The following is a 25,141-nucleotide window of genomic DNA, read 5'->3' as shown; positions in this document are numbered from 1 at the left end:
CCAATGACTCAGTGATGTATTGGTAAGCGTGGGTGTGAATGGCTTCTTCAAAAGCTTGGCGCAACAAGAACTGACGGCATTCAGGGGCCGTGATGTGGCGGTAGGTGCCCAGTGTGATGTTGTTGGCCGCCAGCGAGTCGGCCGTGACGAAGAAGCCGAGGTTGCGCTTGACCATGCGGCGCTCGTCTTCAGTCAGACCGTTGGGGTCTTTCCACAAAGCGATGTCGCGGTTCATGTTCACTTCTTGCGGCATCCAGTGGTTGGCGCAAGTGGCCAGGTATTTTTCCCAAGCCCATTTGTATTTGAACGGCACCAACTGGTTGACGTCGGTTTGGCCGTTTATGATGCGCTTGTCTGCCGCATTCATCCGGCGAGGGCTGGCAGTTGAAGATGCAGCAGCAGGTGCTGTTGTTTCATCAGCACCAGAAAAAGAGGGCATCGCAGATTGCGGCGCAGGTTTGACTTGATCGTCCCAGGACAACATAAAAAATTCCAGTTCTCAAATTATGAAAGCAAGCGCAGCAAATGCAAAGAAGCGATGCGCTTTTTCGCTGCGAACAACCATGAAGTGTTGTTCAATTGCATCGCACTTGGCTTATCACAGCAAAGTGCAATGCTTTTAAATTCATTGGCAGGCTTCACAGCCAGGATCATCGATCGCACAAAACTTGATATCGGTCGCTGGTGATGCACTCATTTGAACTTGTGCTGCAGCTGCGGCCGCTTCCATAGCGCTCATGCCGCCAGCAGGTGAACCTGAGGAAGAGACTGCATTGTGTGAGCCTGCTTGCACCGTCGATTTTTCGGCTTGTGTGGCGCTGGATGTGCGCAAGTAGTAGGTGGTTTTGAGACCTCGCAACCAAGCCAGCTTGTAGGTGTCGTCCAGCTTTTTCCCGGATGCACCTGCCATGTAGATGTTCAACGACTGGGCTTGGTCAATCCATTTTTGGCGACGCGCCGCTGCCTCGACCAGCCAAGTGGTTTCAACTTCAAATGCGGTGGCGTAAAGTGCTTTGATTTCTTGCGGTACGCGATCGATCGGACGCAGTGAGCCATCAAAATGCTTCAGGTCCATGACCATCACGTCATCCCACAAGCCAAGACGCTTCAGGTCTCGCACCAAGTAGCTATTGATCACGGTGAACTCGCCCGAAAGATTCGACTTGACGGACAGGTTGCCAAAGCAAGGTTCAATCGAAGCATCCACGCCGATGATGTTGGAAATGGTGGCTGTTGGCGCAATGGCAACGCAATTGGAGTTGCGCATGCCATCGGATGCGATTTTTTTACGCAGTGCATCCCAGTCAAGCGTGGACGACCGGTCAACTTCGACGTAACCGCCGCGCTCGTGTTCTAGCAGCTTCAGCGTGTCCAGAGGCAAGATGCCTTGGTCCCACAAAGAGCCTTTGTAGGTGGCATATTGGCCGCGTTCTTTCGCCAGCTCGGTGGAGGCCCAATAAGCGTAGTAGCAGATGGCTTCCATGGATTGGTCTGCGAATTCCACGGCGGCCTGTGACGCATACGGAATGCGCATTTCGTACAGCGAGTCCTGGAAGCCCATCAAGCCCAAGCCGACAGGGCGGTGACGCATGTTCGAGTCACGGGCCTTTTTCACGGCGTAATAGTTGATGTCGATCACGTTGTCCAGCATGCGCATGGCGATCGTGATGGTCTTGTTCAGTTTTTCGTGGTCAATGACTTTGCCGTTGGCGCTGTCTTTCAGGTGACGAGACAGGTTGACCGATCCCAGGTTGCAGACAGCCGTTTCGGTATCACTGGTGTTCAGGGTGATTTCAGTGCAAAGGTTGGACGAATGCACCACGCCAACGTGTTGCTGAGGCGAGCGCACGTTGCAAGGGTCCTTGAACGTGATCCACGGGTGGCCGGTTTCAAAAAGCATCGACAGCATCTTTCGCCACAGGTCAGTCGCCGGTACCGTCTTGCTGGGCTTGATTTCGCCGCGCTCGGCTTTTTGCTCATAAACCACATAGGCTTTTTCAAAGGCCAGACCGAACAGATCATGAAGATCGGGCACATCGGAAGGTGAAAACAAGGTCCAGTTGCCTTTTTCCATGACACGTCGCATGAACAGGTCGGGAATCCAGTTGGCGGTGTTCATGTCGTGTGTGCGTCGGCGGTCATCGCCTGTGTTTTTGCGCAACTCCAGGAACTCTTCGATGTCCAGGTGCCAAGTTTCCAGGTAAGTGCACACCGCGCCTTTGCGCTTGCCGCCTTGGTTCACAGCCACAGCTGTGTCGTTGACCACTTTGAGGAAGGGCACCACGCCTTGAGATTCTCCGTTGGTGCCCTTGATGTGTGAGCCCATGGCGCGCACACGGGTCCAGTCATTGCCCAGCCCCCCTGCAAATTTGGACAGCAAGGCGTTTTCCTTGATGGATTCGTAGATGCCGTCCAGATCATCTGGCACGGTAGTCAGGTAGCAGCTCGACAACTGAGAGCGCAATGTGCCGCTGTTGAACAGTGTGGGCGTGGAAGACATGAAGTCAAAGGAAGACAGGATTTCGTAAAACTCGATGGCGCGGGCTTCGCGATTGATTTCGTTGAGCGACAGACCCATGGCCACGCGCATGAAGAAAGCCTGAGGCATCTCGATGCGTGTCTTGCGCACGTGCAGGAAATAGCGGTCATACAGGGTTTGCAGGCCCAGGTAATCGAATTGCAAGTCGCGCTCAGGCTTGAGCGCACTGGCCAGCTTCTTCAGATCAAACTGGAGCAACTTTTCATCGAGCAGGTCATTGTCGACGCCCTTCTTGATGAATTGAGGAAAGTAATTGATGTATTCCTCAGCCATCTGGTCCTGAGTCACTTCCTTGCCCAAAATTTCCTTGGCGATGGTGTGCATCAACAGGCGAGCCGTCACATAGGTGTAGTCCGGGTCTTTTTCGATCAGGGTCCGCGAAGCCAGGATCGAGGCTTTGTAAACCTCTTCCATCGGTACACCATCGTAAAGGTTGCGCATGGTCTCAGCCACGATGGGCTCGGGGCTGACATCCTTGCCCAAGCCGGCGCAAGCATTGACCATCAAGGATTTGAGGTAGTCCAGATCCAGAGCGATGCGTTGGCCGCCGTCGATCACGTGCAGGCGAGGCTCAGCTGGTTTGGGCGCGGCTTCTTGTTGGTGCTGGGCGCGTTCTTGGGTGCGACGTTCGCGGTACAGCACATAAGCGCGTGCGACTTCGTGGTTGCTGCTGCGCATCAAGCCCAACTCCACCTGATCTTGCACGTCTTCGATGTGGAATGTGCCCCCACCAGGACGCGAACGCACCAAAGCGCGAATGACGTTTTGTGTCAGATCCTCAACCACTTCACGAACACTGGCCGATGCTGCACCTTGTGTCCCGTGGACAGCCAAAAAGGCTTTCATCAGTGCCACGGCAATTTTGCTCGGCTCGAAAGGCACGACAGCACCGTTGCGGCGAATGATTTGGTAATTGGCCAGCGCCTGCAGGTTCGGGGTGCCGCTTGGCCTTGTTTCAGGCTGGCGTGAAAGGGCTGGGGCTGGGGATGCGATTTTCAGATCTGTTTGCATGGTCATTTCGTTGGATTTCTGTGATCGTTGAATCTGTCACAAGCCGCTTAAATGGGCGTCTTGTTTAGTTGTGAGAATTTGTAAGAAGCACTATATCTGGTGTCTGGCCTTAGCACAAGCCACTACAGGTAGTGTACCGGTCAGTTTTGTGCGTCTGGCGTGATCGTGCCAAATAAATTATGGCCAGGGCCTTTTGTGATCGCCTTTCACTTGCTGAAAAGAGGGCTCGATTGGCCTGTTTTCAATGGCTTTGGAACGGCTTAATCAACTCTGATGCGGCCTGCGAAGCAATTGTGCTGAAAACACCTTGATGGGCTTGGGCATTGCGACGCTGGCGAGCGTTGCTGTTCAAATCCAAAAGTTAATTTCGAACGGTGCCGCAAACGTGTAAATATTTTTGGCTAGTGTTTGCCAGGGGTCGGGATCAGGGAAAAACCTGAGGCGGAAAATCCAACAACTGCTTCAGACGGGCCCAGTGGAAGCCTGGACCTGGGTCCTGCTTTCTGCCGGGTGCAATGTGTTCATGCCCCGCCAGGTGCGCGATGGGGTAATTTTGCCGGATGTCCCGACAAAGTTCAGCCAAGCACCGGTATTGTGTGTCTTCAAAAGTATCCCCCTCAAGACCTTCAAGCTCAATGCCGATCGAATCGTCGTTGCAATTGGTTCGCCCGCGGTACTCGGACTGCCCCGCATGCCAGGCGCGGTCATTGCAGCTGACAAACTGCCACAAGGAACCGTCGCGGCGTATGTAAAAGTGCGATGAGACCACCAGTCCCCGGATGGACTGGAAGTAGGGGTGGGCTTCCCAATCGAGCTGGTTGGTAAAAAGGCGTTGCACGGCATCGCCACCATATTGGCCAGGTGGAAGGCTGATGGAATGGACAACGATCAGGTCAATGCAGGCCAGTGGGGGACGAGACCCGAAGTTGGGGGACGCCAGTCGTTGTGCTTGAGGGTGCCAACCGTCTTGCCAAGGCGGTATTGACTCTGGTGCGGACGCAAGCATGGCCGCAGTGGTTTCAACCAGGGTTGCGGTCTTGTGCGGCAGTCCGATGTTCGGTGCTGCAGTAAAACCCCTTTTGACCAGAAACGGCTTCTTCTGATGGCAAATGGATTCCGCAATGAGTGCAAGTCACCATTTCCGACGGCGTTTGGGCATCGGTCTTTTGAGGCGGATTGGCCTTGTTGGCCGAACGTCCACGCTTTAAAGCCCAGATAATCAGCAAAACCACCAGCAGTAAAAGCAGGTATTTCATCCCATGCGCCCCAGCAAAACTTCTAAAACAAATCGGGAGCCGGCATAAGACAAGAGCAACAACCCCGCCCCGATGTAAAGCACCCGGACTGCGCGGCGGCCTCGCCAGCCCCACTGGCTGCGACCGATCAGCAAGACGGCAAAAGTAAGCCAGGACAGCAAGGCAAAAATGGTCTTGTGGTCCCAGCGCCAATGGCCTTGCCCTTGGCCGTAAAGTGCATCGCCAAACAAAATACCGGCCACCAAAGTACCGGTCAGCAAAAAGAAACCCGCCAAGACGAACCGGAAGGTGAGACGCTCAAGTGTCAACAGCGGCAGACCGCTTCCGGCATCTTGGGCCATGCGGATGTCGCGTTCAGCCCGGGTCATCATCCAAGCGTGCACCACGGCGGCACCAAACATGCCGTATGCAGACAAACCCAAAGCCCAATGCAAAGGCAACCAAGCCGATGCTTGGGCGGACAAAGGTGTACCCGGGAAAAACCAGGCCAGCACAACAGCGATGGTTCCCAAACTGCCCATGGCCCATCGGGCTTTGAATTTAGGGAAAAACTGGCTCTCTAATATGTAGGCGCTCACCACGAGCCAGGCGGTCACCGATATCGCGGGTGCAAACCCGAAGTGAACCGGCCCGACCAGCAAGCTGAGCAAAGCCACGGCATGTGCTGCCCATGCCAGCCATAGAAGGCGCCGAGCATGTGTGTGGGAAAGCCGCTCACCCGCTAAGGCTGGCAAGCCGTAGGCTAAAGCAGCCAGGACGGTGGCTGGCAACATCCAAAATGGGGGACTCGCTAAAATCATGGCACCGAGTTTAGCCTTTCAGGCGCGGCCACAGGGGCTTCGCCATCACGCTTGACCGGATATTTCTGGATTCCCCGATGGCCTCCGCCCTGACCGACAAACTTTCACGCCTCGTTAAGACCCTCAGCGGACAGGCCCGCATCACCGAGTCCAACGTGGCAGACATGTTGCGCGAGGTGCGCATGGCCCTGCTGGAAGCCGACGTGGCCCTGCCGGTGGTGCGCGACTTCATTGCCCGTGTGAAAGAAAAAGCCCTGGGCCAAGAGGTCATGGGTTCGCTCAAGCCCGGGCAGGCTTTGGTGGGCGTCGTTAACCGGGAACTGGCCGCCACCATGGGCGAGGGGGTGGCCGACATCAACCTGGCCGCTCAACCGCCGGCCGTGATCCTGATGGCGGGCTTGCAAGGTGCCGGCAAAACCACCACCACCGCCAAGTTGGCCAAGCACCTGATTGAAAAACGCAAAAAGAAAGTGTTGACGGTCTCGGGTGATGTGTACCGGCCCGCTGCCATTGAACAGTTGAAAACCGTGACCGCGCAAGCCGGGGCTGAATGGTTTCCCAGCACGCCGGATCAAAAGCCCATCGACATTGCCCGTGCCGCCATCGATTACGCCCGCAAGCATTTCTTTGACGTATTGCTGGTCGACACCGCAGGCCGGCTGGCCATTGATGAGGCCTTGATGGCTGAAATCAAGGCCTTGCATGCAGAGCTCAAACCGGTCGAGACTTTGTTTGTGGTGGATGCCATGCAGGGTCAGGATGCGGCCAACACCGCCAAAGCCTTCAGCGAAGCCTTGCCCCTGACCGGCATCATATTGACCAAGCTGGACGGCGATTCACGCGGTGGTGCAGCGCTCTCGGTGCGCCAGATCACCGGTGTGCCGATCAAGTTTGCGGGCACCAGTGAAAAAATTGATGGCTTGGAAGTGTTTGACGCTGAGCGGCACGCCGGTCGTGTGTTGGGCATGGGCGACATCTTGGCCCTGGTCGAACAGGTCACTGCGGGCGTGGACATGGAAGCTGCGCAAAAGCTGGCTGCCAAGGTCAAAAGCGGTGGCGGTTTTGACTTGAATGACTTTTTGGCTCAAATTCAGCAAATGAAGCAAATGGGTGGTTTGTCGAGCCTGATGGATAAATTGCCCTCACAGCTGACTGCCAAAGCCGCATCCATGGACATGGGCAAGGTCGAAAAAGACATTGGCCGCAAGCAAGGCATCATTCACAGCATGACCCCTCTGGAGCGCAGAAAGCCGGAGCTGATCAAGGCCACCCGCAAGCGGCGCATTGCTGCTGGCGCGGGGGTTCAGGTGCAAGACGTCAACCGCATGCTCAAGGAGTTTGAGCAGATGCAGGACATGATGAAAAAAATGTCCGGCGGCGGCATGATGAAAATGATGAAACGCATGGGTGCCATGAAAGGCATGATGGGCGGTGGTGGCGGGTTTCCCGGTATGCCTCGCTGAATCTTCCGCTCAGTACTGGCTCTCCGGCAGCGTGACCCGCAGGCCGTCCAGTGCTTCGGTCAGCATGATTTGACACGACAACCGGCTGCCTGGTGCGCGTGTCTGGGCGGTAAAGGCCAGCATGCCGTCCTCATCGCCACCCATGGGCGGCAGCTGGGTCAACCATTCAACAGGCACGATCACATGGCAGGTGGCGCAAGTCAGCAGACCACCGCAATCGGCCTGAATGCCGGGTAGATTGGCATCAACAGCAGCCTGCATCAGGCTTTGGCCCTCTTGGACTTGCAGACGGTGCTCGGCTTGTGTGGGGTTGTGGGGTTGCAGGTGGATGGTGATCATGTTCAATGCGTCGCCGTCTGGCGCTGTCTTTCAAGGGGGTTTCAAATGCGCCCGAAATATTCACGGCGGTGGAATTCCTGGGCGTCCTCGGCCTGCGCCAAGCGCTGGTGTTCGGCCAGTTTGAGGGTGCTGTAGTAGTCGACAAAGGGCTGGCCCAGAGCCTGGCACATGGTGGGGTCTTTTTGCAGCGCCCGTACCGCATCGGCCAGGCTGTTCGGAATGAGGGTTGCGCCAGGTGAGTAGGGCGTTTCGGTGGCTTCGGGTGCTTGCAGATGCGCGTCCACACCGGCCAGCCCTGCGTGGATTTGCGAGGCCATGTAGAGGTAGGGGTTGGCCGCCGGTTCACCCAAGCGGTTTTCAATGCGCGTGGCCTCGTCGCCCGCTGCGCCAATCACGCGCAGCATCGCGCCGCGGTTATCGCGCCCCCACAGGATGGACTGCGGGGCCATCGCGTTGGGCCTGAAACGCCCATAGCCATTGCTGGTGGAGGTACACAGGGCCGTGAGAGCTGGGGCATGGGCAAGCAGACCCGCTAAATAAGCGGCACCCGAATCAGACAACACCTGCAGCGCATCTCGCGGGCTGCTGCCGGGCGCAGGGGCATCGCGCATGAACACGTTGTGGCCCGTCGAGTGCTCGCACATGGACTGGTGTAAATGCCAGCCACTCGACATGATGTGGTCAAACGGTGGGCGGCACATGAAGGTGGCGTGGTAACCGTGGCGGCGCAGAGCCTGGCGCGTGGCATTGCGGAAAAGCACCATGTTGTCGGCCGCAGTGAGTGCATCGCTCACGTCAAACACCGCCTCAACCTGGCTGGGGCCCAGTTCGATTTCGAGAGAGATCAGGGGCAGGCCCAGTGCCTGTGCGGTGCGATGCACGATGCGCAGGGGCTCCTCGGCCTGGTCAAACAATCCCTCGGTCAAGAGGTTGAAACCCGGGTGGATCATGCTGACTTCGGGCGCGGGACCTGGCCAACCTGCGCGGTTCGGGTCGAGGTCCTGGCCGTGCAGCGGGTCTTTCAGGCGGTAGATGTGGAACTCGACTTCTAACCCGCAGCGCATTTGCCAGCCGCGTTCGTTCAGGCGTTGCACGGCCTGCTGCAGCACGTGGCGCGAATCGAGCGACACAATGCGGCCATCGGCCAAGTAGGGCTGGCACTGCAGCCAGCCGGTTTTGTCGGCCCAGGGCAGCACATGCCAGCTGGCCGGGTCGGGCATGAGCGTGAAATTGCTGGCCCCTGCAAACCCCGGCAAGGTCTGCGCGATGCCCGGCTCGAACACCTTGAAGGCGGTGCGGTCTGAGCTGTCCTTGAGCAGCAAAGTGCTGACTATGCCCACACCGTTGGCCAGCGCCTGACGCAGCTGCGACGCCACGATGGTCTTGCCGCGCACCACGCCGTGCAGGTCACACCAGCCCAGGCGGATCAGCTCGATGCCCGAGGCCTCGACCTGCTGGACCAACTGCTGGCAGGCGGCCAGGCGCACTTGGGTGTGCAGCCCACAACGTTCTGCAAAGCTCATGCTGCGCTCGGTTGTGCCGCGGTCTGGGCGCTGCCTGGCAGCGCTGCATTCCAAGTTGCGCCATCGCGCTTGGCCTGGCAGGCCTCCCGCCACCACTGCGGCCACTGTCCGCTGGGCGCAATGCCGTCCACTGTGTCGGGGCCCACGCGCTGGCTGGCCACGGCATCTTGCGCAAAGCCAGGCGGCAGCCCACCTGCCTGCACGGTTTCAATGGCTTTGAGCAGCATGCGCCGGTTGGCCATGATGACCTTGTCGCTGGTGCCCAGATGCTCGCGGGTACGGTCTTGAATGGCCCCCATGCTTTCGCAGGCCCACTGGTCGTGCACATTGATGTCGTCTTCGCCCATGCCCAGGAACGTGCGCGAGATTTGCTCTTCCGGGTTGAAGCCCCAGTGGTTATGTTGGCCCAGCTTGGGGATGTAGTCGGGCAGGGTCACCGAAGGCAGCCGTTGATGGCGCATGGCTTCTTTGTCCACCGGCCCGGCAAAGCTGGTGAACACCGAATACCAATAGGTGTGCGTGTCGTCCACCGGCACATGCATTTGCGTGATGGTCATGGACTCGGACAGCGGGATCACAAAGGTGTGCGGAAACAGCGCATTCGTCACCCGCACATGGGTCAGCGCCTCGTTGATCGGTCGCAACGCCGTCAGGCGCATGCCCGTGTCGGTGGGCTCAAACGATATGTCGGGCTGGTCCAGCTCTCGCATCACGCGCGTCATGGGCCAACGTTCGCCTTGCACATCGCCTGCGCTCGCGCCTCTGAACTGGCGGCCATAGCTGCCTTCGAGCGATTCGTCTTTGAAAAAGCGGTGCAGATAAGAGGCATGCGCCGGGTCAATGCCCACTTCGAAAGCTTGCAGCCAGTTGCATTGCCACAAGCCCTTGAAGGCAAAGGTGTGCGTGGCAGGAGCGCTGAAGGCGTCGATGGCGGGCAGCGGCGGTGGTGTCTGGCCTTCGGGTCCGAACCAGCCGAACAAGATGCCGCTGCGCTCGATCAGCGGGTAGCTGCGCTGGCGCACCCGTTGGCACAGCGTGCTGCCAACGGGCTCGGCGGGGGTTTCGGTGCATTGGCCCGTCACGTCAAATTTCCAGCCGTGGAAGGGGCAGCGCAGGCCATCGCCTTCGTTGCGGCCATAGGCCAGATCGGCCCCCCGGTGCGGACAGTCGCGGTCGAGCAAACCGAAGTCACCTTGCGCGTTGCGAAACAGCACCAGGTCTTGGCCCAGAATGCGCACCGCCTTGACGGGGCGGATGGCCATGTGCGGATCGAGCGCGGGGTTGAATTCATCGACCAGCGCCACCGGCTGCCAATAGTGGCGCATCACCGCGCCGCAAGCAGTGCCAGGGCCAATGCGGGTGATCAATTCGTTTTGTTCTGCTTTCATGGGCGTCTCCGGTCCATCTGGGGTGTGGGACTGTTGGCCTGTGGGGCGAACGCTTATCACTGCAGTTCAGTTTAAACCGCAATGTAGGCGATGCCTGCCAATGGGGGACAGCTTGACGATCGTCAAATCGGATCGGATGTGGACACGGCTGCGGATGCGGATGAAGATGCGTAAATTGACGCAAAATCCAGCGCATGAAACACGCACTTTTCATCTATGGCACTTTGATGCCCGGCTTGCGGCTGCAAGCCGAAATGCACGGCGCCCATTTTGTGGGTGCGGCCCAGGTGCAGGGCCGTTTGGTCGATGTGGGGTGCTACCCCGGTCTGCTGCAGGGCGAAGGGCGGGTCACGGGCGAGGTCTATGAAGTTGATGAGGCCCAACTGGCCCGGCTCGACGCCGTAGAAGGCCTGTTGCCTGGCGACCCTGCCGCATCGCCCTATTGGCGCGAAATGGTCACCGTGCTGAGCGGCCCGCTGCAAGGCCAGCAGGTGCAAACCTATGTGTACAAACGCCCCGTGGGTGCTTGCGCGTCAATCCCGCATGGCGACTACCGCCGCTACATCCGCGAAGTGGGGCGACAGTCCTGAGCGGGCTGGCTCAGTCCTTGATCAAGAGCTCGCCACGCAGCGAGTGCGACAGTCCTTGCGTGATGCGCACATCCACCATCTGGCCGATCAAGCGGTCCATGCTCGGGCCGCCGGGGAAGTTGACCACCCGGTTGCACTCGGTGCGGCCCGCCAGTTCGGTGGCATCCTTGCGTGAAGGGCGTTCCACCAGAATGCGCTGCACTGTGCCCACGCGGCTTTCGCCAATGCGCTGTACGTTCTCTTCAATGGTGGCTTGCAGGTGGTGCAACCTGCGCAACTTCACCGCGTGGGCTGTGTCGTCGTGCAGGTTGGCAGCAGGAGTGCCGGGGCGGGGGCTGAAGATGAAGCTGAAGCTGGTGTCAAAACCCACATCGGTGATCAGCTTCATCATCTTGTTGAAGTCTTCCTCGGTCTCGCCCGGGAAGCCCACGATGAAATCGCTGCTCAGCGACATGTCGGGGCGAATCGCCCGCAGTTTGCGAATGGTGCTCTTGTATTCCATGGCGGTGTAGCCGCGCTTCATGGCCATCAAAATGCGGTCCGAGCCGTGCTGCACCGGCAAGTGCAGGTGGCTCACCAGTTTGGGGATCGTGGCGTAAGCATCGATCAAGCGCTGGGTGAACTCGTTGGGGTGGCTGGTCACGTAGCGGATGCGCTCGATGCCCGGCATGTCGGCCACGTACTCCAGCAGCAGCGCAAAGTCGGCAATATCGGCGGTGTCGCCCATCTTGCCGCGGTACGCGTTCACGTTCTGACCCAGCAAGGTGATCTCTTTCACGCCCTGCGCGGTCAGTCCGGCCACTTCGACCAGCACATCGTCAAAGGGCCGTGACACTTCTTCGCCCCGGGTGTAGGGCACCACGCAATAGCTGCAATATTTGCTGCAACCTTCCATGATCGAGACAAAGGCGGTGGCGCCTTCCACCTTGGCCGGCGGCAGGTGGTCAAATTTCTCAATCTCGGGGAAGCTGATGTCCACCTGGGGGCGTTGCTTGCGCTCACGCTCGGCCAGCAACTCGGGCAGGCGGTGCAAGGTTTGCGGGCCAAACACCACATCCACATAAGGTGCACGCTTGATGATCTCGGCGCCTTCCTGGCTGGCCACGCAACCGCCCACGCCGATCAGCACGCCTTTGGCTTTCAGGTGTTGCACCCGGCCCAGATCGCTGAACACCTTCTCTTGGGCCTTTTCGCGGACCGAGCAGGTGTTGAACAAAATCAGATCGGCTTCGTCTACGTTTTGCGTGGGCTCATAACCCTGGGCTGCGCCCAGCACATCGACCATTTTGTCCGAGTCGTACTCGTTCATCTGGCAACCAAAAGTTTTAATGAAGACCTTCTTGCTCATGCAGCCTCCGTAGAGGTGAAGAAGTCAAAGGAAAGCAAAGCACGCCCGCGAAGGGCCAGAGTGCAGCGGTTCATGGTGTAGATCCAGAGGCTGAGGAAGGGGAAAGCTGCGGTGCGCTTGAGACCTGTGGTTATCGAATGAGATCGATGCCCGTGAGTCTGAGGCTCAGCACAACCATGCTTACTTTTCTTCAAAGTAAGACTGCGGATAGTCTACAGGTGATCAAAAGATACTTTGCACCCATGGCGTGAAACCCTTGTTCAATGGGTTGGACCAGAAAGCAGGCTTGTTTTCTAAGTACAAACCCGTTTCGGGCTTGACACAAGGAAGATCAAATTTACAATGAAAGCGCTTTCATAAATGGGATTTCCATGAAAAAACTAATGGGCTTGTCGTTGGCTGCGCTGATGCTGTGCATGCCAGCTGCTGCACAAAAGACGGTCGTCACAGTAGCCGCTTACCCCGCGGTCGATGACATCGTGAAAGCCGCTTTGCAAGATTGGCAAAAAAAGAACCCCAATGTAGAAGTCAAAGTGGTGGGGCGGGAATATGCCGACCACCACACGGCCATGACGACGGCGCTGGCAACCTCAACAGGATTGCCGGACGTCATGACCATTGAATATGGCTATCTTGGTCGTTTTGCGCAAAGCGGTGGGCTTGAAGACTTGGAAAAGCCGCCTTACTCCCTCGGCGATCAAGCCTCAAAAGTCGTGTCGTTTGCCATGGCCCAGGGCCGATCCGCGAGTCACGGCCAGGTTGCTATGCCCACAGACATTGGACCAGGCGCGATGTTTTACAGAAACGATGTATTGCTCAAAGCCCAAGTGACTGAGTCGGAGTTAACGCAGTCCTGGGAAAGCTTCATCCGGGGTGGGCAAAAAATCAAAAAAGCTACGGGCGCTTACTTGGTAGCTCACGCCCGAGATGTCAAAGACATTGTGATCAGGACAGGCATTCCAGCCGGACAAGGCGTGTATTTCGATGAACAAGGCAAGTCAATCATTGAAAATTCACCACGCTTCAAAAGAGCCTTTGAGATCGCCCAAAAAATCAGAACAGAAGGTCTTGATGCCAAGATCAATCCGTGGTCTAACGAGTGGGGCGAATCGCTCAAACGCGGAACTGTGACCGTGCAGATGATGGGGGCTTGGCTGGGCGGGCACCTGCAAAACTGGTTGGCACCCAATACAAGCGGCCTATGGCGATCGACTGTTTTACCCGAGCGTATTGCAACTTCGTGGGGCGGAACGTTCTATGCCATCCCCAAAAAAGCGGTCAACAAGGCAATTGCCTGGGATTTGATCAAGCACCTGACCTTGAACAGCAAGCAACAGCAACTGGCATTCGAAAAATTCAATGCCTTTCCAGCCCTGCTTGAAGCCCACAACGGCCCATTTTTTGAACAACCCGTGGCGTTTCTGGGAGGTCAGAAAGCAAGGGCCGAGTGGAAGACGACCGCCTTGCAAATAAAACCCACCATGGTCTTCCGAAACGACAGCGTTGCAGAAGAAATTGTGAATGCCGAATTGGACCTGGTCCTCAACAAAGGCAAGCCCATCGATCAAGCCTTGAAAGACGCGCATCGACTGGTGCAAAGAAGGGCTAGCCGTTGATGCGCCTGAAATTAAAGCCCTCTGCTGCGCCGTATGTACTGATCAGCCCATTCCTGTTGCTGTTCATGGTTTTTGGGTTGTTTCCAATTGTCTTTTCATTCGTGCTGATGTTCCACACATGGGACCCAGTACAAGGGCTTGGGTCCATGCAATTTGTGGGCTTGGAAAATTTGATCTTTGCGGTGGAGGACCCGTTGGTCTGGACATCACTCGGCAACACGCTTTGGATGGCGATGGCATCTGGGTTGCCGCAGCATCTGGTGGCGATTCCACTGGCCTTCCTCATCAATGAAAAACTGGGACGTTGGCGAAACGCTGCGATGGGGGCGTATTTTCTGCCCTACATCACATCAACCGTGGCCATCGCAATCATGTTCAGCACTTTGTTTTCCACGGACTATGGCATGGTGAATGCGGCTTTGGCAGAAATGGCGCAGTGGCCTTTTCTCAATGCGGTCATGCCTCAGAAAAACATTGACTGGCTTGGCAGTCCAGAGGCCATCAAACCGGTGGTGTCGGCGGTGGTTTTTTGGCGTTACTTGGGGTTCAACGTCATTTTGTACGTGGCTGCCATGCAAAGCATCCCCAGAGACTTGTATGAAGCCGCCCGCATGGATGGTGCCAACAGCTGGCAACAGTTCTTTTTCATCACGCTGCCCCAACTCAAACCCATTATGTTTTTTGGCGTGACGCTCACGGTTATTGGTGGGCTGCAGTTGTTTGAAGAGCCATTCATATTGACGGGTGGCAAGGGAGGAACGGAGTACGCCGGCATGACGACCGCCATGTACATGTACCGGACAGCCTTTGACTTCAATGACTTTGGTTTGGCAAGTGCCATTTCGTGGATGTTGTTTGTGATCATTCTCGCCATGACATTGATCACGAACAAAGCCTTTAAAAGCAATGAAGGTCAGTCATGAGTCAAGCCATGTCTGAAAACAAAGCCACATTGGGTGTTGCAGGCTGGGTGTTCATCATCCTGGGTGCTTTGCTGATGCTGGGGCCGTTTTATTTCATGTTCGTGTTTGCAACACAACCCAGAGCAGAAATATTCAGCGTACCGCCCCCCTTGTTTTTTGGTGATCATTTCCTGGAGAACATGAGAATTCTCATGGGAAAAATTCCTTTCTGGCGGAATTTGGGATGGTCTTTGTATGTTGGTTTGATGAGCACAGCACTCACCTTGCTTTTTTGTTCCATGGCCGGTTTTGCCTTTGCGGTGTACGAATTTCGCTTCAAAAAAGTCCTGTTTGGCCTGGTCATGGGCACCATGCTCGTCCCCTCATTTCTGGGCATGATCCCGACATTCCTGATCATGGATGCGCTCAACTGGATTGACCAGCCCAGAGCTTTGTATTTGCCGGGTGCGGCGCCCGCCATGGGTATTTTTCTCATGCGCCAATACATCTCAACGGCCATACCCAAAGAATTGATTGAGGCCGCGCGCATGGACAACTGCGGTGAATTTAGAATTTATTGGAGCGTGGTGGTGCCCTTGCTAGGGCCCGCATTTGGCACGCTGGGATTGATTGCGTTCATTGCCTCCTGGAACAACTTCATTGGGCCGCTGGTCGTCATGCGGTCGCCCGAAATGTACACATTTCCGTTGGCTTTGCGCAGCGTTCAAAGCCCAGTCGATACAGAGTGGGGCGCCTTGATGGCTGGATCAGCCATCGCCGTCATTCCGCTGCTCATTATTTTCATCTTCTCTTCGCGTAGATTGATCGAAGGCCTTACAGCCGGCGCAGTACGTGGTTAATCTCTAAAAAAAATGTCCCACTCAGAAATCTCCCGTCATCAATTTCCCGATAACTTCACATGGGGGGTGGCCACATCCTCTTTCCAAATTGAGGGCGCGCATGACAGCGATGGCAAAGGACCATCCATATGGGACAATTTTTGCGATATTGAGGGGAAAATTGCAGACTCTAGCAACGGACACAAGGCTTGCGAGCACTACCTGAGATGGCAAGAAGACGTTGATTTGATCTGCCATTTGGGTGTCAACGCATACCGATTTTCTATCTCCTGGCCACGCGTTCAGCCTGATGGGCAGGGCGCGTGGAATGAGGCCGGGTTTGCCTTTTACGACAAGCTCATCAACGCCCTTGCAGAACGCGGCATCGCGTTGCACCTGACACTCAACCATTGGGACTTGCCCCAGGCCTTGCAAGACCATGGGGGATGGGCGAACCGTGATCTGTGCGGTCATTTCACACGCTATGCCACCGAAGTGGCTCGTCGATTTGGCAGCCGATTGGCCAGCATTTGCACCCACAACGAACCATGGGTCATTGCCATATTGGGTTATGAGCAAGGCATTTTTGCACCCGGCATTCAGTCCCGATCGCAAGCTTTTCAAGCGGTTCACCATTTGCTGCTGAGCCACGGCATGGCATTGCAAGCCATGCGCGGCCTGGGGCTCACAACGCCCATGGGCATCGTGCTGAACCTGTCGCCCATCTACCCTGCCAGCGATGACCCAAAAGATGTGGCCAAGGCCTGGTTGGACGACGGGTTGATACTGCGCTGGTACATGGACGCCTTATTCCACGGCACCTACCCACAAGATGTGACGGCACATTTGGGTCAGGATGTCCCGGTTGTGTTGCCGGATGACCTGGTCACCATCGCGCAGCACAACGACTTTCTGGGTGTGAACTATTACACGCGAAACTTTTCATCCAGTGGCAACCCCTGGGATGTAGCCAGCACAGGCAACCAGGTCACCGATATGGGCTGGGAAGTTTATCCGCAAGGCTTGACTGAATTGCTTTGTCGTTTGCACGCCGACTACCAGCCTAAATTGTTATGGGTCACTGAAAATGGTGCCGCCTTCAAGGACGAGTTGGTGGGCGGTGTCGTGAACGATGAGTTGCGCTTGGCCTATATACGCGACCACATTGCTGCTACCCAAGACGCCATGGCACAAGGCGTTCCCGTGGGCGCTTATTTTGCCTGGAGCCTGATGGATAACTTTGAGTGGGCCAGCGGTTACGCCAAAAGATTTGGTTTGGTGCATGTGGATTTTGATACGCAAAAGAGAACACTCAAAAACAGCGCCTTGTGGTACCAAAATTTTTTAAGCGAGAAATAAAGTGGCAGCGATCGAATTGAAAGGCGTCACCAAACATTTTGGTGAAACCGTGGTGATCCCCGGGCTGGACCTCGCTGTTGCGGACGGTGAGTTCATGGTGTTTGTCGGGCCATCGGGGTGTGGCAAGTCCACCATGCTGCGCATGATCGCCGGCCTGGAAACCATGACTGGCGGCGAGATCAGCATTGGTGGTGAAAACGTCAGCGCCAAAGGCCCCTCTGAACGGGGCGCTGCGATGGTCTTCCAAAGCTACGCCCTTTACCCGCACATGACCGTCGAAGAAAACATGGGCTTTGGGCTGCGCATGTCGGGCAGCTCCAAGGTGGACACCGCCAAGCTGGTGAATGACACCGCTGACAGGTTGCAGCTGACCCCGCTGCTCAAGCGTTACCCCAAACAATTGTCTGGCGGACAGCGACAACGGGTGGCCATTGGGCGCGCCATTGTGCGTCGACCCAAAGTGTTTTTGTTTGATGAGCCGCTGTCGAACCTGGACGCTTCGTTGCGGGTGCAAATGCGCATTGAGCTGGCCAAGCTGCATGCCGACCTCAAAACCACCATGATCTATGTCACCCATGATCAGACAGAGGCCATGACGCTGGGTAACCGGATTGCTGTGTTCAACCAAGGGCGAATTGAACAGGTGGGGGCGCCCATGGATTTGTACCGGCAGCCAAACAACAAATTTGTTGCGGAGTTTCTGGGCTCTCCCAAGATCAATATGTTGCCTTATCAATGGGATAGCGCTTCACTTGAGTTGCGTGTTGGGTCGGAAAAGTTAAGGCTTGACCTGGACTCAGTTAACGCTTTGAAAGGTCTGTTTGAAAAAGGCTCACACCTTGGCGTCCGACCTGAATTCATGGGATTGGGTGTTGCGGATCAAGGTCTGCCGGGTGTGATCGAGTTCCTTGAGAACCTGGGCGATGTGATGGTGGTTTACGCCAAGGTTGAGGGTTTGACGGAGCCGGTAAGAATCAAGGTCCGCCCCGATGCACTCAAAACAGATGCAGGTCAAAGAGTCGGGTTGATTCCAGACTGGTCTGGTGCCGTCATTTTTGGGCCAGATGGCCAAAGAACTTTTTGAGTCAAAGGATCGAACATCATGTATTTCTATCAATGGGTCGGCGCTGTTTTGGGTTTGAGCATGAGTCTAGCGAGTCAAGCTACAGATGTCGTGCAGCGAGGCTCGGGAGCTTGGCGCACCCAAGTCAGTTCAGCGGACAACCCTGTACCTTCTGCACCATTTCGCACGCCAGCCATGTTGGAGCGTGCGGCCCCCACTAACCAATGGTATTCGTCCGTCATGTTTACCCGTTGGTCAGAGGTGTTGCACGCCGTACCTTTGACAGCCAAAGCCAGCCCTCAGGGTCTTGAAGTCGGATTTCCACAAAAGACGGTGGTGCCAACCGAGCGCAAGGACGTCGAAATTCTTTACCCACACAAGGCAGACATTACCCTTCGCCCATTGGGTTTTCAGCCTCAAGCAGCGCTGCTGGCCGGGCATTCGGATTGGGCTGTCGACATTGCTTTTCAGGCCGAAAAAAACACCATGCTGACCACGGTGGCACATGGAAGTCCATTCGTCTATGCGCAACTCACTCAAGGCGATTTGTCTTTGGATTTGGCCAGTACATTGACAGGTCGCTTGTGGCCTGCTGACGTCCGTGTTTTGCTCATTCGCGATGCCGTCAAGACCTATGCCGCATTTGCACCTACTGGGGCTCAGTGGGTGCAGACCGGTTCTTCTTGGCAATTGCGGCTGGCTTCAGAACGCCGATATGCATCATTGGCCATTTTGCCGAATGACCAAGAGGGCACCATTCGAGAGTTTGTAGCTCAGGCTTACAGCCACATAGTCGACACGCGCGCAGAGTACCGCGTTGACCGCCAAAAGAGCGAGGTGGTTACCAGCTTCAAGGTCAAGACCCGAACTTTTGAGGGGCCCGAAGGCACGGGCGTTGTGGGTTTGTACCCCCACCATTGGCACCAAAATCCAGCTCTTCCAGAAAAAACTTTGGGCAGTCTGGGCAGTATCCGGGGCGACATTCGCCTTTTGGCCAGTGCCAGTTTTGAAACCCGTTACCGGCATACCGGCTTTGTGCCTTATTGGCCGGGTGTCCAAGATGCAGCACAAAGCAAAGCGATTCTCGGCAACCTGTCCAAGGAGGCTAAACGTGCTCGCCGGATGATGCTCGAGATTGGTCAAGGCCCTTATTGGCAAGGGAAGGGCCTGCAGCGCATCAGCCAATTGATGACTGTGGCTGACGTGCAGGGTGACTTGAAAACCCGCGATGAATTGCTGGCGCTGGTCAAAGGGCGGTTTGAAGAATGGCTGTCCGGACAAAGCAAGCGCACCTACTTTCACTACAGCCCAACTTTGGGCACCGTGGTCAGCTATCCGGAGGAGTATGACGCGGTCAAGGACATGAACGACCACCATTTTCACTACGGTTATTGGATTCGGGCTGCAGCCGATATTGGTTTGCGTGACCCGCAATGGATCAAGCCCGAGCGTTGGGGCGGCATGATTGACCTGCTGGTGGCCGACATCGCCACGGCAGAGCGCGGTCGAAAAGATTTTCCTTACCTGCGCAACTTTGATCCTTACGAAGGACACTCCTGGGCCTCGGGTGTAGCGCTTTCGCCCGACGGTAATAACCAAGAGTCATCGTCTGAAGCCATCAATGCCTGGGCTGGATTGATGCTTTGGGGCGCATTGCAAGGGCGGCCAGAGCTGGTTGAATTGGGCACATACCTGTACACCACGGAGATCCAGGCCATCAACCATTACTGGTTTGACATCCATGGTTTGACTCTGCCCAAGGAATACCAAAACGCTGAAGTGAGCATGTTGTTTGGCGGCAAGTTGGCACACAACACTTGGTGGATTGATGAGCCGCGGCAGATCCACGGCATCAACTTGTTGCCATTGACCGCAAGCTCAACTTATCTGGCCGAAAGTCCGGCCTTTGTGCACAAGAATATGGCCGCTCTGGAGCGGGAGATCAAGATTTACGAGGGTCGTGGAAAGCGGGCCAAGCCGCACGACATCTGGCAAGACCTTTTTGCAAAATATGTGTCGCTGGTGGACCCAGGTAAGGGTCGCGCACGATGGGATGAGTGGGGCTCGGTGGAGTTGGGTGACACACGCACACATGCGCAGCACTGGCTGAGTTTTCTTGCAAGTGCGGGTCCAGTCAACCTGTCTGTGACTGCGAATACATCTTTCTATGCGGTTTTTGGTCAGGGCGACCGGAAAACGTACCTGGTGTACAACCCCGGGCCAAAAGAGCACTCAGTGGCATTCAGTGATGGCAAGGTCATTACGGCGGCGCCAGGCCGGCTAACGGTTATTTGATTTTCTCAGGGAAAACGATAGTGCCTAGAAACAAGTAAAGCATGAAAATGAAAGCGATTTCAGAAAGCGCTTTCATGCTTTTCAAAGCGGTTATTTTTAACAAGGAGATAGTCATGGGGATTTCAGCAAGAACGAGCGGGGGGTATGTCGCCATGATGGTGGCGGTAACTTTGCTTTCTGCTTGCGGTGGGGGTGGTGTAAATGGTGTCGCTTTGACAGGCAAGGTAATTGATGGCTACCTTCTTGGTGCTGTTGTTTGTCTTGATGTCAACAACAACAAAACTTGTGATGCCAATGAGCCGACGGCAACTTCGGGTCCAGGCGGTGCGTTCAGTCTCAACCCCCCAAGCAATTTAGATCTGAGTACCGTCAGGTTGATTGCAAACGTGCCAGCAACAGCAATTGATGAAGATACGGGCATTGCAGTTGGTGCCGCCTATCAGCTCACTGCACCAGCAAATTTGACAGTGGTTACGCCTTTAACGACTTTGGCGTTGTCGTACAAAGACCAAAGCGGGACATGGGCGCAAGCCATTGCATCCGTCAAAACGAATCTCGGTATCTCAGATGCACAGTTCAAAGTGGATATAGATTATGTGGCTGAGGCGAATGTCAAAACACACAATGTCGCTAGACTAATAGCGGGTGTAATTCAAACTAACCAAGTTAATGGCTCTGAAAATGTGCGATCTATTGTGGCTGGACTCAGTAGTTATGCGAATACTGCCTTTAATTCGTCAGCACCTTTATTGGTGGCCGAACTAAACTCCTTGGTCAATACGGGTGCGAGTGCAGTAAGACAGCGTGTATTTGCTTCAGCCTATCAACAAGAGCCAAATTGGATTGAGTCTTTGCAAGTTTATAAGCAAGGCAATTCCAATACTTTGACCGGAATTTGGGGTGAAGAAAAATCAACAGGTGACCCTTGGTATTGGAGTGGAAATATTGGTGTTGCAGGCGCTGATTCTCCAAACGGTGCCGGATTCTGGTGGAATACCTCAATACCATTTCCTGGTGGTTTTATGGGAAGTTGGGTAATGGAGCCTGGTGGTTTTGATATTACTGGAATGGGGAAAATAAATATCAAAGCATGGAGTAGTAATGAGGTGGCCGGGTCGCCTACATTTACGCCTATTTTGGAATCGATGGCGATAAATGGATGCATACCGCAAGCCAAATCAACATCAGTACTGACTGCGCCCGCAATTAGAGAAGACTATGTCATTGTCAACCAAGCTGACGCAAGCTTTCAACTATCGCTAAAATCTTTCATAATAACCGAAAGTTGTGGCAATATTGTTAATAGTATGGCTGAATTTATTTCAAGGCCTCTGAAAACTGTTCGGGTTAGAATTTACGAGGCCAATAAAAATTCAGTTTCTGCATGGAATGCCATAAATCTCGGCACGATTAGTTTTGAGCCTTAAAATGGAGAAGAAAATGAAATTAAAAATATTTTCAAGTGCGCTTTTTGTAGCTTTAAATGTAACTGCTACAACTAGTTATGCAATTGACTTGGGTCCATTAACTATTACCGGCTTTGCTAAAGCCGAATACAGTCGGTCCAGTAATCGGTGCTCAAATTGCCAGTTTTATCAAGGAGAAGACCGGCAGCGCCCGTGGGCTGACGCAACATCTCTTGGCGTCAGTTATGGCGATAAAGATGGATCTGTGACACTTTTCCAGCCCTATATATCTACAAAAGAATTTGATTTGGGACAGGGTGTCAAAATAAAAGGACTATTAAGTCAACGCTGGCGCGATGGTCGTGTTGATATACCAGGCGTCTGGTACGAGGCGAATGGAACTTTGTCGCATGAAGATTATGGACTCGTACAAGTCGGTGCTTTTCCTACCCGAAGCTGGAGCGTGGCTGACTACCCTTACGGCACCAATATCGGGATATCTGACCCGTGGGCTTCGAGTGGCGCTGGTTACGGACTGTTGACACGGGCTGTTCGGTACGGCTCGCCGTTGATGGATGTCGCAGGAGGCGATCTGTATCTTGAGGCAACTTACGATGGAGGTGATTCGAAAGCTAAGGTTCGCCAGCCGGCTTTTTATGAGTTATTTGCAAAGTATGTCAAAGGCCCTTGGATGATTGATGCCGTGGCGCAATCCGCCAAAAACGGACAAGCCATTTCTTGGGGACATGGTCCCTTCATTGGTGTGACAACTTCAGAGCCCTTTGAGGGCAATATCGTGGATAGCAACAAACAATCCATTGTTATGTTGATGGCGCGTTACCAACTCAATTCGAAGACAGATCTATTTGCGGGTGTTCGCCATAACCGCTGGAGTGGGAGCAAAGCGGTAGTTACAGGCTACGTGGCTCCAAACGCCTTGTGGAACAACATGTTCAACGTGGATGGGGTAGATTCTGCCGGCAAGGCCTACAGCGCCAGTTCCACTGACGTCAGTTTGGGTGCAGTTTACCGTTTCGCCCCTAAATGGAACGTCAACACGGGCATGGTTTACCTGGGCAAAGCCAGCACCAAAAACCCGGTTGAACGTGGCCAATCCAATACCATGCTGCTCAACACGGTCGGTGTGGGTTACGAAATCCAACCCGGCTTTTCAGTTTACAGTTTTGCGGGCATGGTCAATTTTGGCAAGAAGGGCTTGGCCCCCCTGAGCATGCCGGGTCATGCAGCATTCACAGGTGTGGATTCGCGAGTTGCCAAGTCTGGCAATTGGATGGGAGTAGGCCTGGTCTACACCTTCTAAAGTGCTCAAGGGCGTTTGTGCAATGGTTTTGATGGCAGCCTTGGCGGCGTGCGGTGGCGGTGGCGGTGGCGGTGGCGGTGGCGGTGGCGGTGGTGACGCCGGCCCGATCACGCCGGCCCTGACCCTGTCGAAGCTTGACAGTTATGTCCTGAAGTGGTCTGACGAATTCACCAAAAAGGGTGCTCCAGGGTCGGCTTGGGCCTATGACTTGGGTGCGCCTTTGTTGGGTGGAACGGTTTGGGGTAACAGTGAGAAGCAGTACTACACCAGCGACTCGGCCAACGTGACTGTCAACAACGGGGTGTTGACCATCCAGCCTGTGCAAGGCGTTCCTTCAGGTGCGCCTTCAGGGTTGGGTTTGTTGGCGACCTCAGCGCGCATCAAGACCGATACCCCTGCTTACTACAACGCCCTGAACTCAACACCCTATGGTTTTTACGAAATCAGTGCCAAGATCCCGTGTGTGGGGGGTGCATGGCCTGCGATTTGGATGATGGGTAGAAACGGAGATTGGCCCGCAAGAGGCGAAATTGACATCATGGAGTGGTTTGGCAAGTGGCTTACAGATGTCCCTAATGAGGGGCCAAATCAAGTCCAATCTGCAGTTCACACAACACTCAGAAACGGTGGGAACGCACGATTTGCCAAAAGTGATGTTGACAATATTTGCAGCGAATTCCATCGATTTCAGCTGCACTGGACAGCCAATGAAATTCTTATTGGCGTGGACGATGTCCCGACTTTTTCATATAAAAAGCCCAGCAATGCCAGCACAGACAAATGGCCTTTTGACCAACCGGCATATCTTTTGCTGAATGTGGCTATTGGCGGAAATTTAGGCGGTGACGTGTCCTTGAGCACCTTACCCGCGATGACGCTGCAGGTTGACTACATCAAGGTTTGGCAAACACCATAGTCCCCCATAATCTGATTTTTATAATAAAAAATCAGAACCGCATGAGCATTTCATCAAACCGTGCCACTTTACAGACTGCACCATCAAAGCAGATGGCAGTCAAAACTCGCGCCACGCTCACCATGGTGGCCGAGCGTGCGGGTGTCTCGCCCAGCACGGTGTCACGCATTCTGAATGGCACTGCGCAAGTGAGCGAGGAAAAGCAGGCCCTGGTCAAGGCCGTGATTGAAGAGTTAGGCTTTCGCCCAGACCCTGCGGCCAGAAGTCTGGCGGGTGGGCGCACCATGAGCATTGGCGTTCTCACTCAGTTCATCGACAGCCCCTACTACGGGGAAGCACTGCGTGGGATCGAAGACGAGTTGCACAAGGCCAATTACGTGCCCTTGTTTGTCAGTGGCCATTGGAACGAGGCCGAAGAAAAAAACCGGTTGTTCATGTTGCAAGAACGCAAAGTGGACGGGATCATTGTCCTGACTGGCAAGCTGTCAGATGACACCTTGGTGGACATGGCCTCTAGGGTGCCTGTTGTGGTCACGGGGCGTCAATTAACAGCCCCCAACTTGTTCAGCATCGACTTTGACAACACCGAGGGTGCATGCCTTGCGGTCAGGCATTTGCATGCGCTGGGGCATCGCCGAGTGGCCTTCATTTCAGGACCCTTGGACCATCCTGATGCCATGCAAAGGCTTGAAGGGTATCGGTCCGAGTTGCTTATTCGGGACATGGAGACCGATGAGCTGCTCGTGGTTTACAGCGACTACCAAGAGGCGGGCGGCTTTCGGGCCATGAACAGTTTGCTGGACCAGCGGGTTCAATTTACGGCCGTCTTGGTGGCCAATGACCAAATGGCCTATGGTGCCCGTTTGGCTTTGCACCGAGCAGGTTTGCGTGTCCCTGAAGATGTGTCGCTGATCGGCTTTGATGATCTACCGCACTCCGCATTCACGCTGCCGCCCCTGACGTCGGTCAGGCAATCGGTTTACGAAATCGGGACTTCGGCTGCCAAAGCCATGTTTGATTTGTTGAACAAGGTCAAGCCACCGGCCAGGTTGATTGAAGCCGAGTTGGTGATTCGGGAATCGACAAGAATTCACAGACGTTGAGCCGCTGACATTTTCGGTGGAGCGCTCGACAGGCCCTCATGCGATCTGTGGGTTTGCATTTTTG

General features: G+C 55.1%; 21 protein-coding genes. 12 read left to right on the top strand and 9 right to left on the bottom strand.

What is annotated here, in order from left to right; translation table 11 throughout:
• The 5 genes from ACIQ3A_RS00705 to ACIQ3A_RS00685 form a co-directional block, all read right to left on the bottom strand.
• Positions 1-484: ribonucleotide-diphosphate reductase subunit beta (locus tag ACIQ3A_RS00705; RefSeq protein ID WP_396429820.1), on the bottom strand; the 484-nt coding region annotated here is incomplete at its 3' end.
• Positions 485-625: 141 nt separating this feature from the next.
• Positions 626-3,550: a ribonucleoside-diphosphate reductase subunit alpha gene (locus ACIQ3A_RS00700; protein ID WP_396429819.1), complete on the bottom strand. Its 2,925-nt coding sequence runs from the start codon at positions 3,548-3,550 to the stop codon at positions 626-628.
• A 424-nt stretch (positions 3,551-3,974) separates the two neighbouring features.
• Positions 3,975-4,556: a 1,6-anhydro-N-acetylmuramyl-L-alanine amidase AmpD gene (ampD, locus tag ACIQ3A_RS00695; protein ID WP_396429818.1), complete on the bottom strand. Its 582-nt coding sequence runs from the start codon at positions 4,554-4,556 to the stop codon at positions 3,975-3,977.
• Positions 4,557-4,569: 13 nt separating this feature from the next.
• Positions 4,570-4,806 (bottom strand): PP0621 family protein, encoded by a 237-nt coding sequence (locus ACIQ3A_RS00690; RefSeq protein WP_396429817.1) that lies wholly within the window; start codon positions 4,804-4,806, stop codon positions 4,570-4,572.
• On the bottom strand, positions 4,803-5,606 hold the full coding sequence (locus tag ACIQ3A_RS00685; RefSeq protein ID WP_396429816.1) for an inner membrane protein YpjD: 804 nt from the start codon (positions 5,604-5,606) through the stop codon (positions 4,803-4,805). Before ACIQ3A_RS00685 ends, ACIQ3A_RS00690 begins: the two co-directional genes overlap by 4 nt.
• A 77-nt stretch (positions 5,607-5,683) precedes the next feature.
• On the opposite strand from ACIQ3A_RS00685, the gene ffh reads away from it, so the two are divergent.
• Positions 5,684-7,069, top strand: a complete 1,386-nt coding sequence (gene ffh / locus ACIQ3A_RS00680; protein ID WP_396429815.1) for a signal recognition particle protein — start codon at positions 5,684-5,686, stop codon at positions 7,067-7,069.
• Between the two features lie 9 nt (positions 7,070-7,078).
• Here ffh and ACIQ3A_RS00675 read toward each other — a convergent pair whose 3' ends face one another.
• The 3 genes from ACIQ3A_RS00675 to ACIQ3A_RS00665 are packed head-to-tail and all read right to left on the bottom strand — an operon-like array spanning position 7,079 to position 10,319.
• Positions 7,079-7,408, bottom strand: a complete 330-nt coding sequence (locus tag ACIQ3A_RS00675) for a 2Fe-2S iron-sulfur cluster-binding protein (RefSeq protein WP_396429814.1) — start codon at positions 7,406-7,408, stop codon at positions 7,079-7,081.
• Between the two features lie 41 nt (positions 7,409-7,449).
• Positions 7,450-8,931, bottom strand: a complete 1,482-nt coding sequence (locus ACIQ3A_RS00670; protein WP_396429813.1) for a glutamine synthetase family protein — start codon at positions 8,929-8,931, stop codon at positions 7,450-7,452.
• A complete protein-coding gene (locus ACIQ3A_RS00665; protein WP_396429812.1) occupies positions 8,928-10,319 on the bottom strand; it encodes a Rieske 2Fe-2S domain-containing protein in 1,392 nt (463 codons plus the stop codon). The genes ACIQ3A_RS00670 and ACIQ3A_RS00665 overlap by 4 nt, the downstream gene beginning before the upstream one ends.
• Before the next feature lie 194 nt (positions 10,320-10,513).
• On the opposite strand from ACIQ3A_RS00665, the gene ACIQ3A_RS00660 reads away from it, so the two are divergent.
• On the top strand, positions 10,514-10,909 hold the full coding sequence (locus ACIQ3A_RS00660; protein WP_396429811.1) for a gamma-glutamylcyclotransferase: 396 nt from the start codon (positions 10,514-10,516) through the stop codon (positions 10,907-10,909).
• 10 nt (positions 10,910-10,919) lie between these two features.
• On the opposite strand, the gene miaB is transcribed toward ACIQ3A_RS00660, so the two are convergent.
• On the bottom strand, positions 10,920-12,257 hold the full coding sequence (gene miaB, locus ACIQ3A_RS00655) for a tRNA (N6-isopentenyl adenosine(37)-C2)-methylthiotransferase MiaB (protein ID WP_396429810.1): 1,338 nt from the start codon (positions 12,255-12,257) through the stop codon (positions 10,920-10,922).
• Positions 12,258-12,628: 371 nt separating this feature from the next.
• Here miaB and ACIQ3A_RS00650 point away from each other — a divergent pair, with 371 nt between their 5' ends.
• The 10 genes from ACIQ3A_RS00650 (at position 12,629) to ACIQ3A_RS00605 (ending at position 25,077) form a co-directional block, all read left to right on the top strand.
• Positions 12,629-13,873, top strand: a complete 1,245-nt coding sequence (locus tag ACIQ3A_RS00650) for an ABC transporter substrate-binding protein (protein WP_396429809.1) — start codon at positions 12,629-12,631, stop codon at positions 13,871-13,873.
• A gap of 155 nt (positions 13,874-14,028) precedes the next feature.
• Positions 14,029-14,796: a carbohydrate ABC transporter permease gene (locus ACIQ3A_RS00645; protein ID WP_396429829.1), complete on the top strand. Its 768-nt coding sequence runs from the start codon at positions 14,029-14,031 to the stop codon at positions 14,794-14,796.
• 8 nt (positions 14,797-14,804) lie between these two features.
• Complete coding sequence (locus ACIQ3A_RS00640; RefSeq protein WP_396429808.1) at positions 14,805-15,635, top strand: carbohydrate ABC transporter permease; 831 nt, start codon at positions 14,805-14,807, stop codon at positions 15,633-15,635.
• A 12-nt stretch (positions 15,636-15,647) separates the two neighbouring features.
• Positions 15,648-16,973: a GH1 family beta-glucosidase gene (locus ACIQ3A_RS00635; RefSeq protein WP_396429807.1), complete on the top strand. Its 1,326-nt coding sequence runs from the start codon at positions 15,648-15,650 to the stop codon at positions 16,971-16,973.
• Position 16,974: 1 nt separating this feature from the next.
• Positions 16,975-18,057, top strand: a complete 1,083-nt coding sequence (locus tag ACIQ3A_RS00630) for an ABC transporter ATP-binding protein (RefSeq protein WP_396429806.1) — start codon at positions 16,975-16,977, stop codon at positions 18,055-18,057.
• An 18-nt stretch (positions 18,058-18,075) separates the two neighbouring features.
• The gene (locus tag ACIQ3A_RS00625) at positions 18,076-20,331 is read left to right on the top strand and encodes a glycosyl hydrolase (RefSeq protein ID WP_396429805.1); all 2,256 of its coding nucleotides are present in this window, start codon (positions 18,076-18,078) and stop codon (positions 20,329-20,331) included.
• A gap of 41 nt (positions 20,332-20,372) precedes the next feature.
• A complete protein-coding gene (locus tag ACIQ3A_RS00620; protein WP_396429804.1) occupies positions 20,373-21,758 on the top strand; it encodes a hypothetical protein in 1,386 nt (461 codons plus the stop codon).
• A 1-nt stretch (position 21,759) separates the two neighbouring features.
• Positions 21,760-23,058, top strand: a complete 1,299-nt coding sequence (locus tag ACIQ3A_RS00615) for a hypothetical protein (protein WP_396429803.1) — start codon at positions 21,760-21,762, stop codon at positions 23,056-23,058.
• Positions 23,059-23,089: 31 nt separating this feature from the next.
• Entirely contained in the window at positions 23,090-23,974 is an 885-nt protein-coding gene (locus ACIQ3A_RS00610; RefSeq protein WP_396429802.1) for a family 16 glycosylhydrolase, read from the top strand.
• Between the two features lie 92 nt (positions 23,975-24,066).
• The gene (locus ACIQ3A_RS00605) at positions 24,067-25,077 is read left to right on the top strand and encodes a LacI family DNA-binding transcriptional regulator (protein WP_396429801.1); all 1,011 of its coding nucleotides are present in this window, start codon (positions 24,067-24,069) and stop codon (positions 25,075-25,077) included.
• Positions 25,078-25,141 lie beyond the last annotated feature (64 nt).

Source organism: Limnohabitans sp., from assembly GCF_044361985.1.
In the GTDB taxonomy this organism is placed as follows: Bacteria; Pseudomonadota; Gammaproteobacteria; order Burkholderiales; family Burkholderiaceae_C; genus Limnohabitans_A.
The sequence above is the reverse complement of the archived record's forward strand: the minus strand, read 5'-3'. Positions and strand labels throughout refer to the sequence as shown.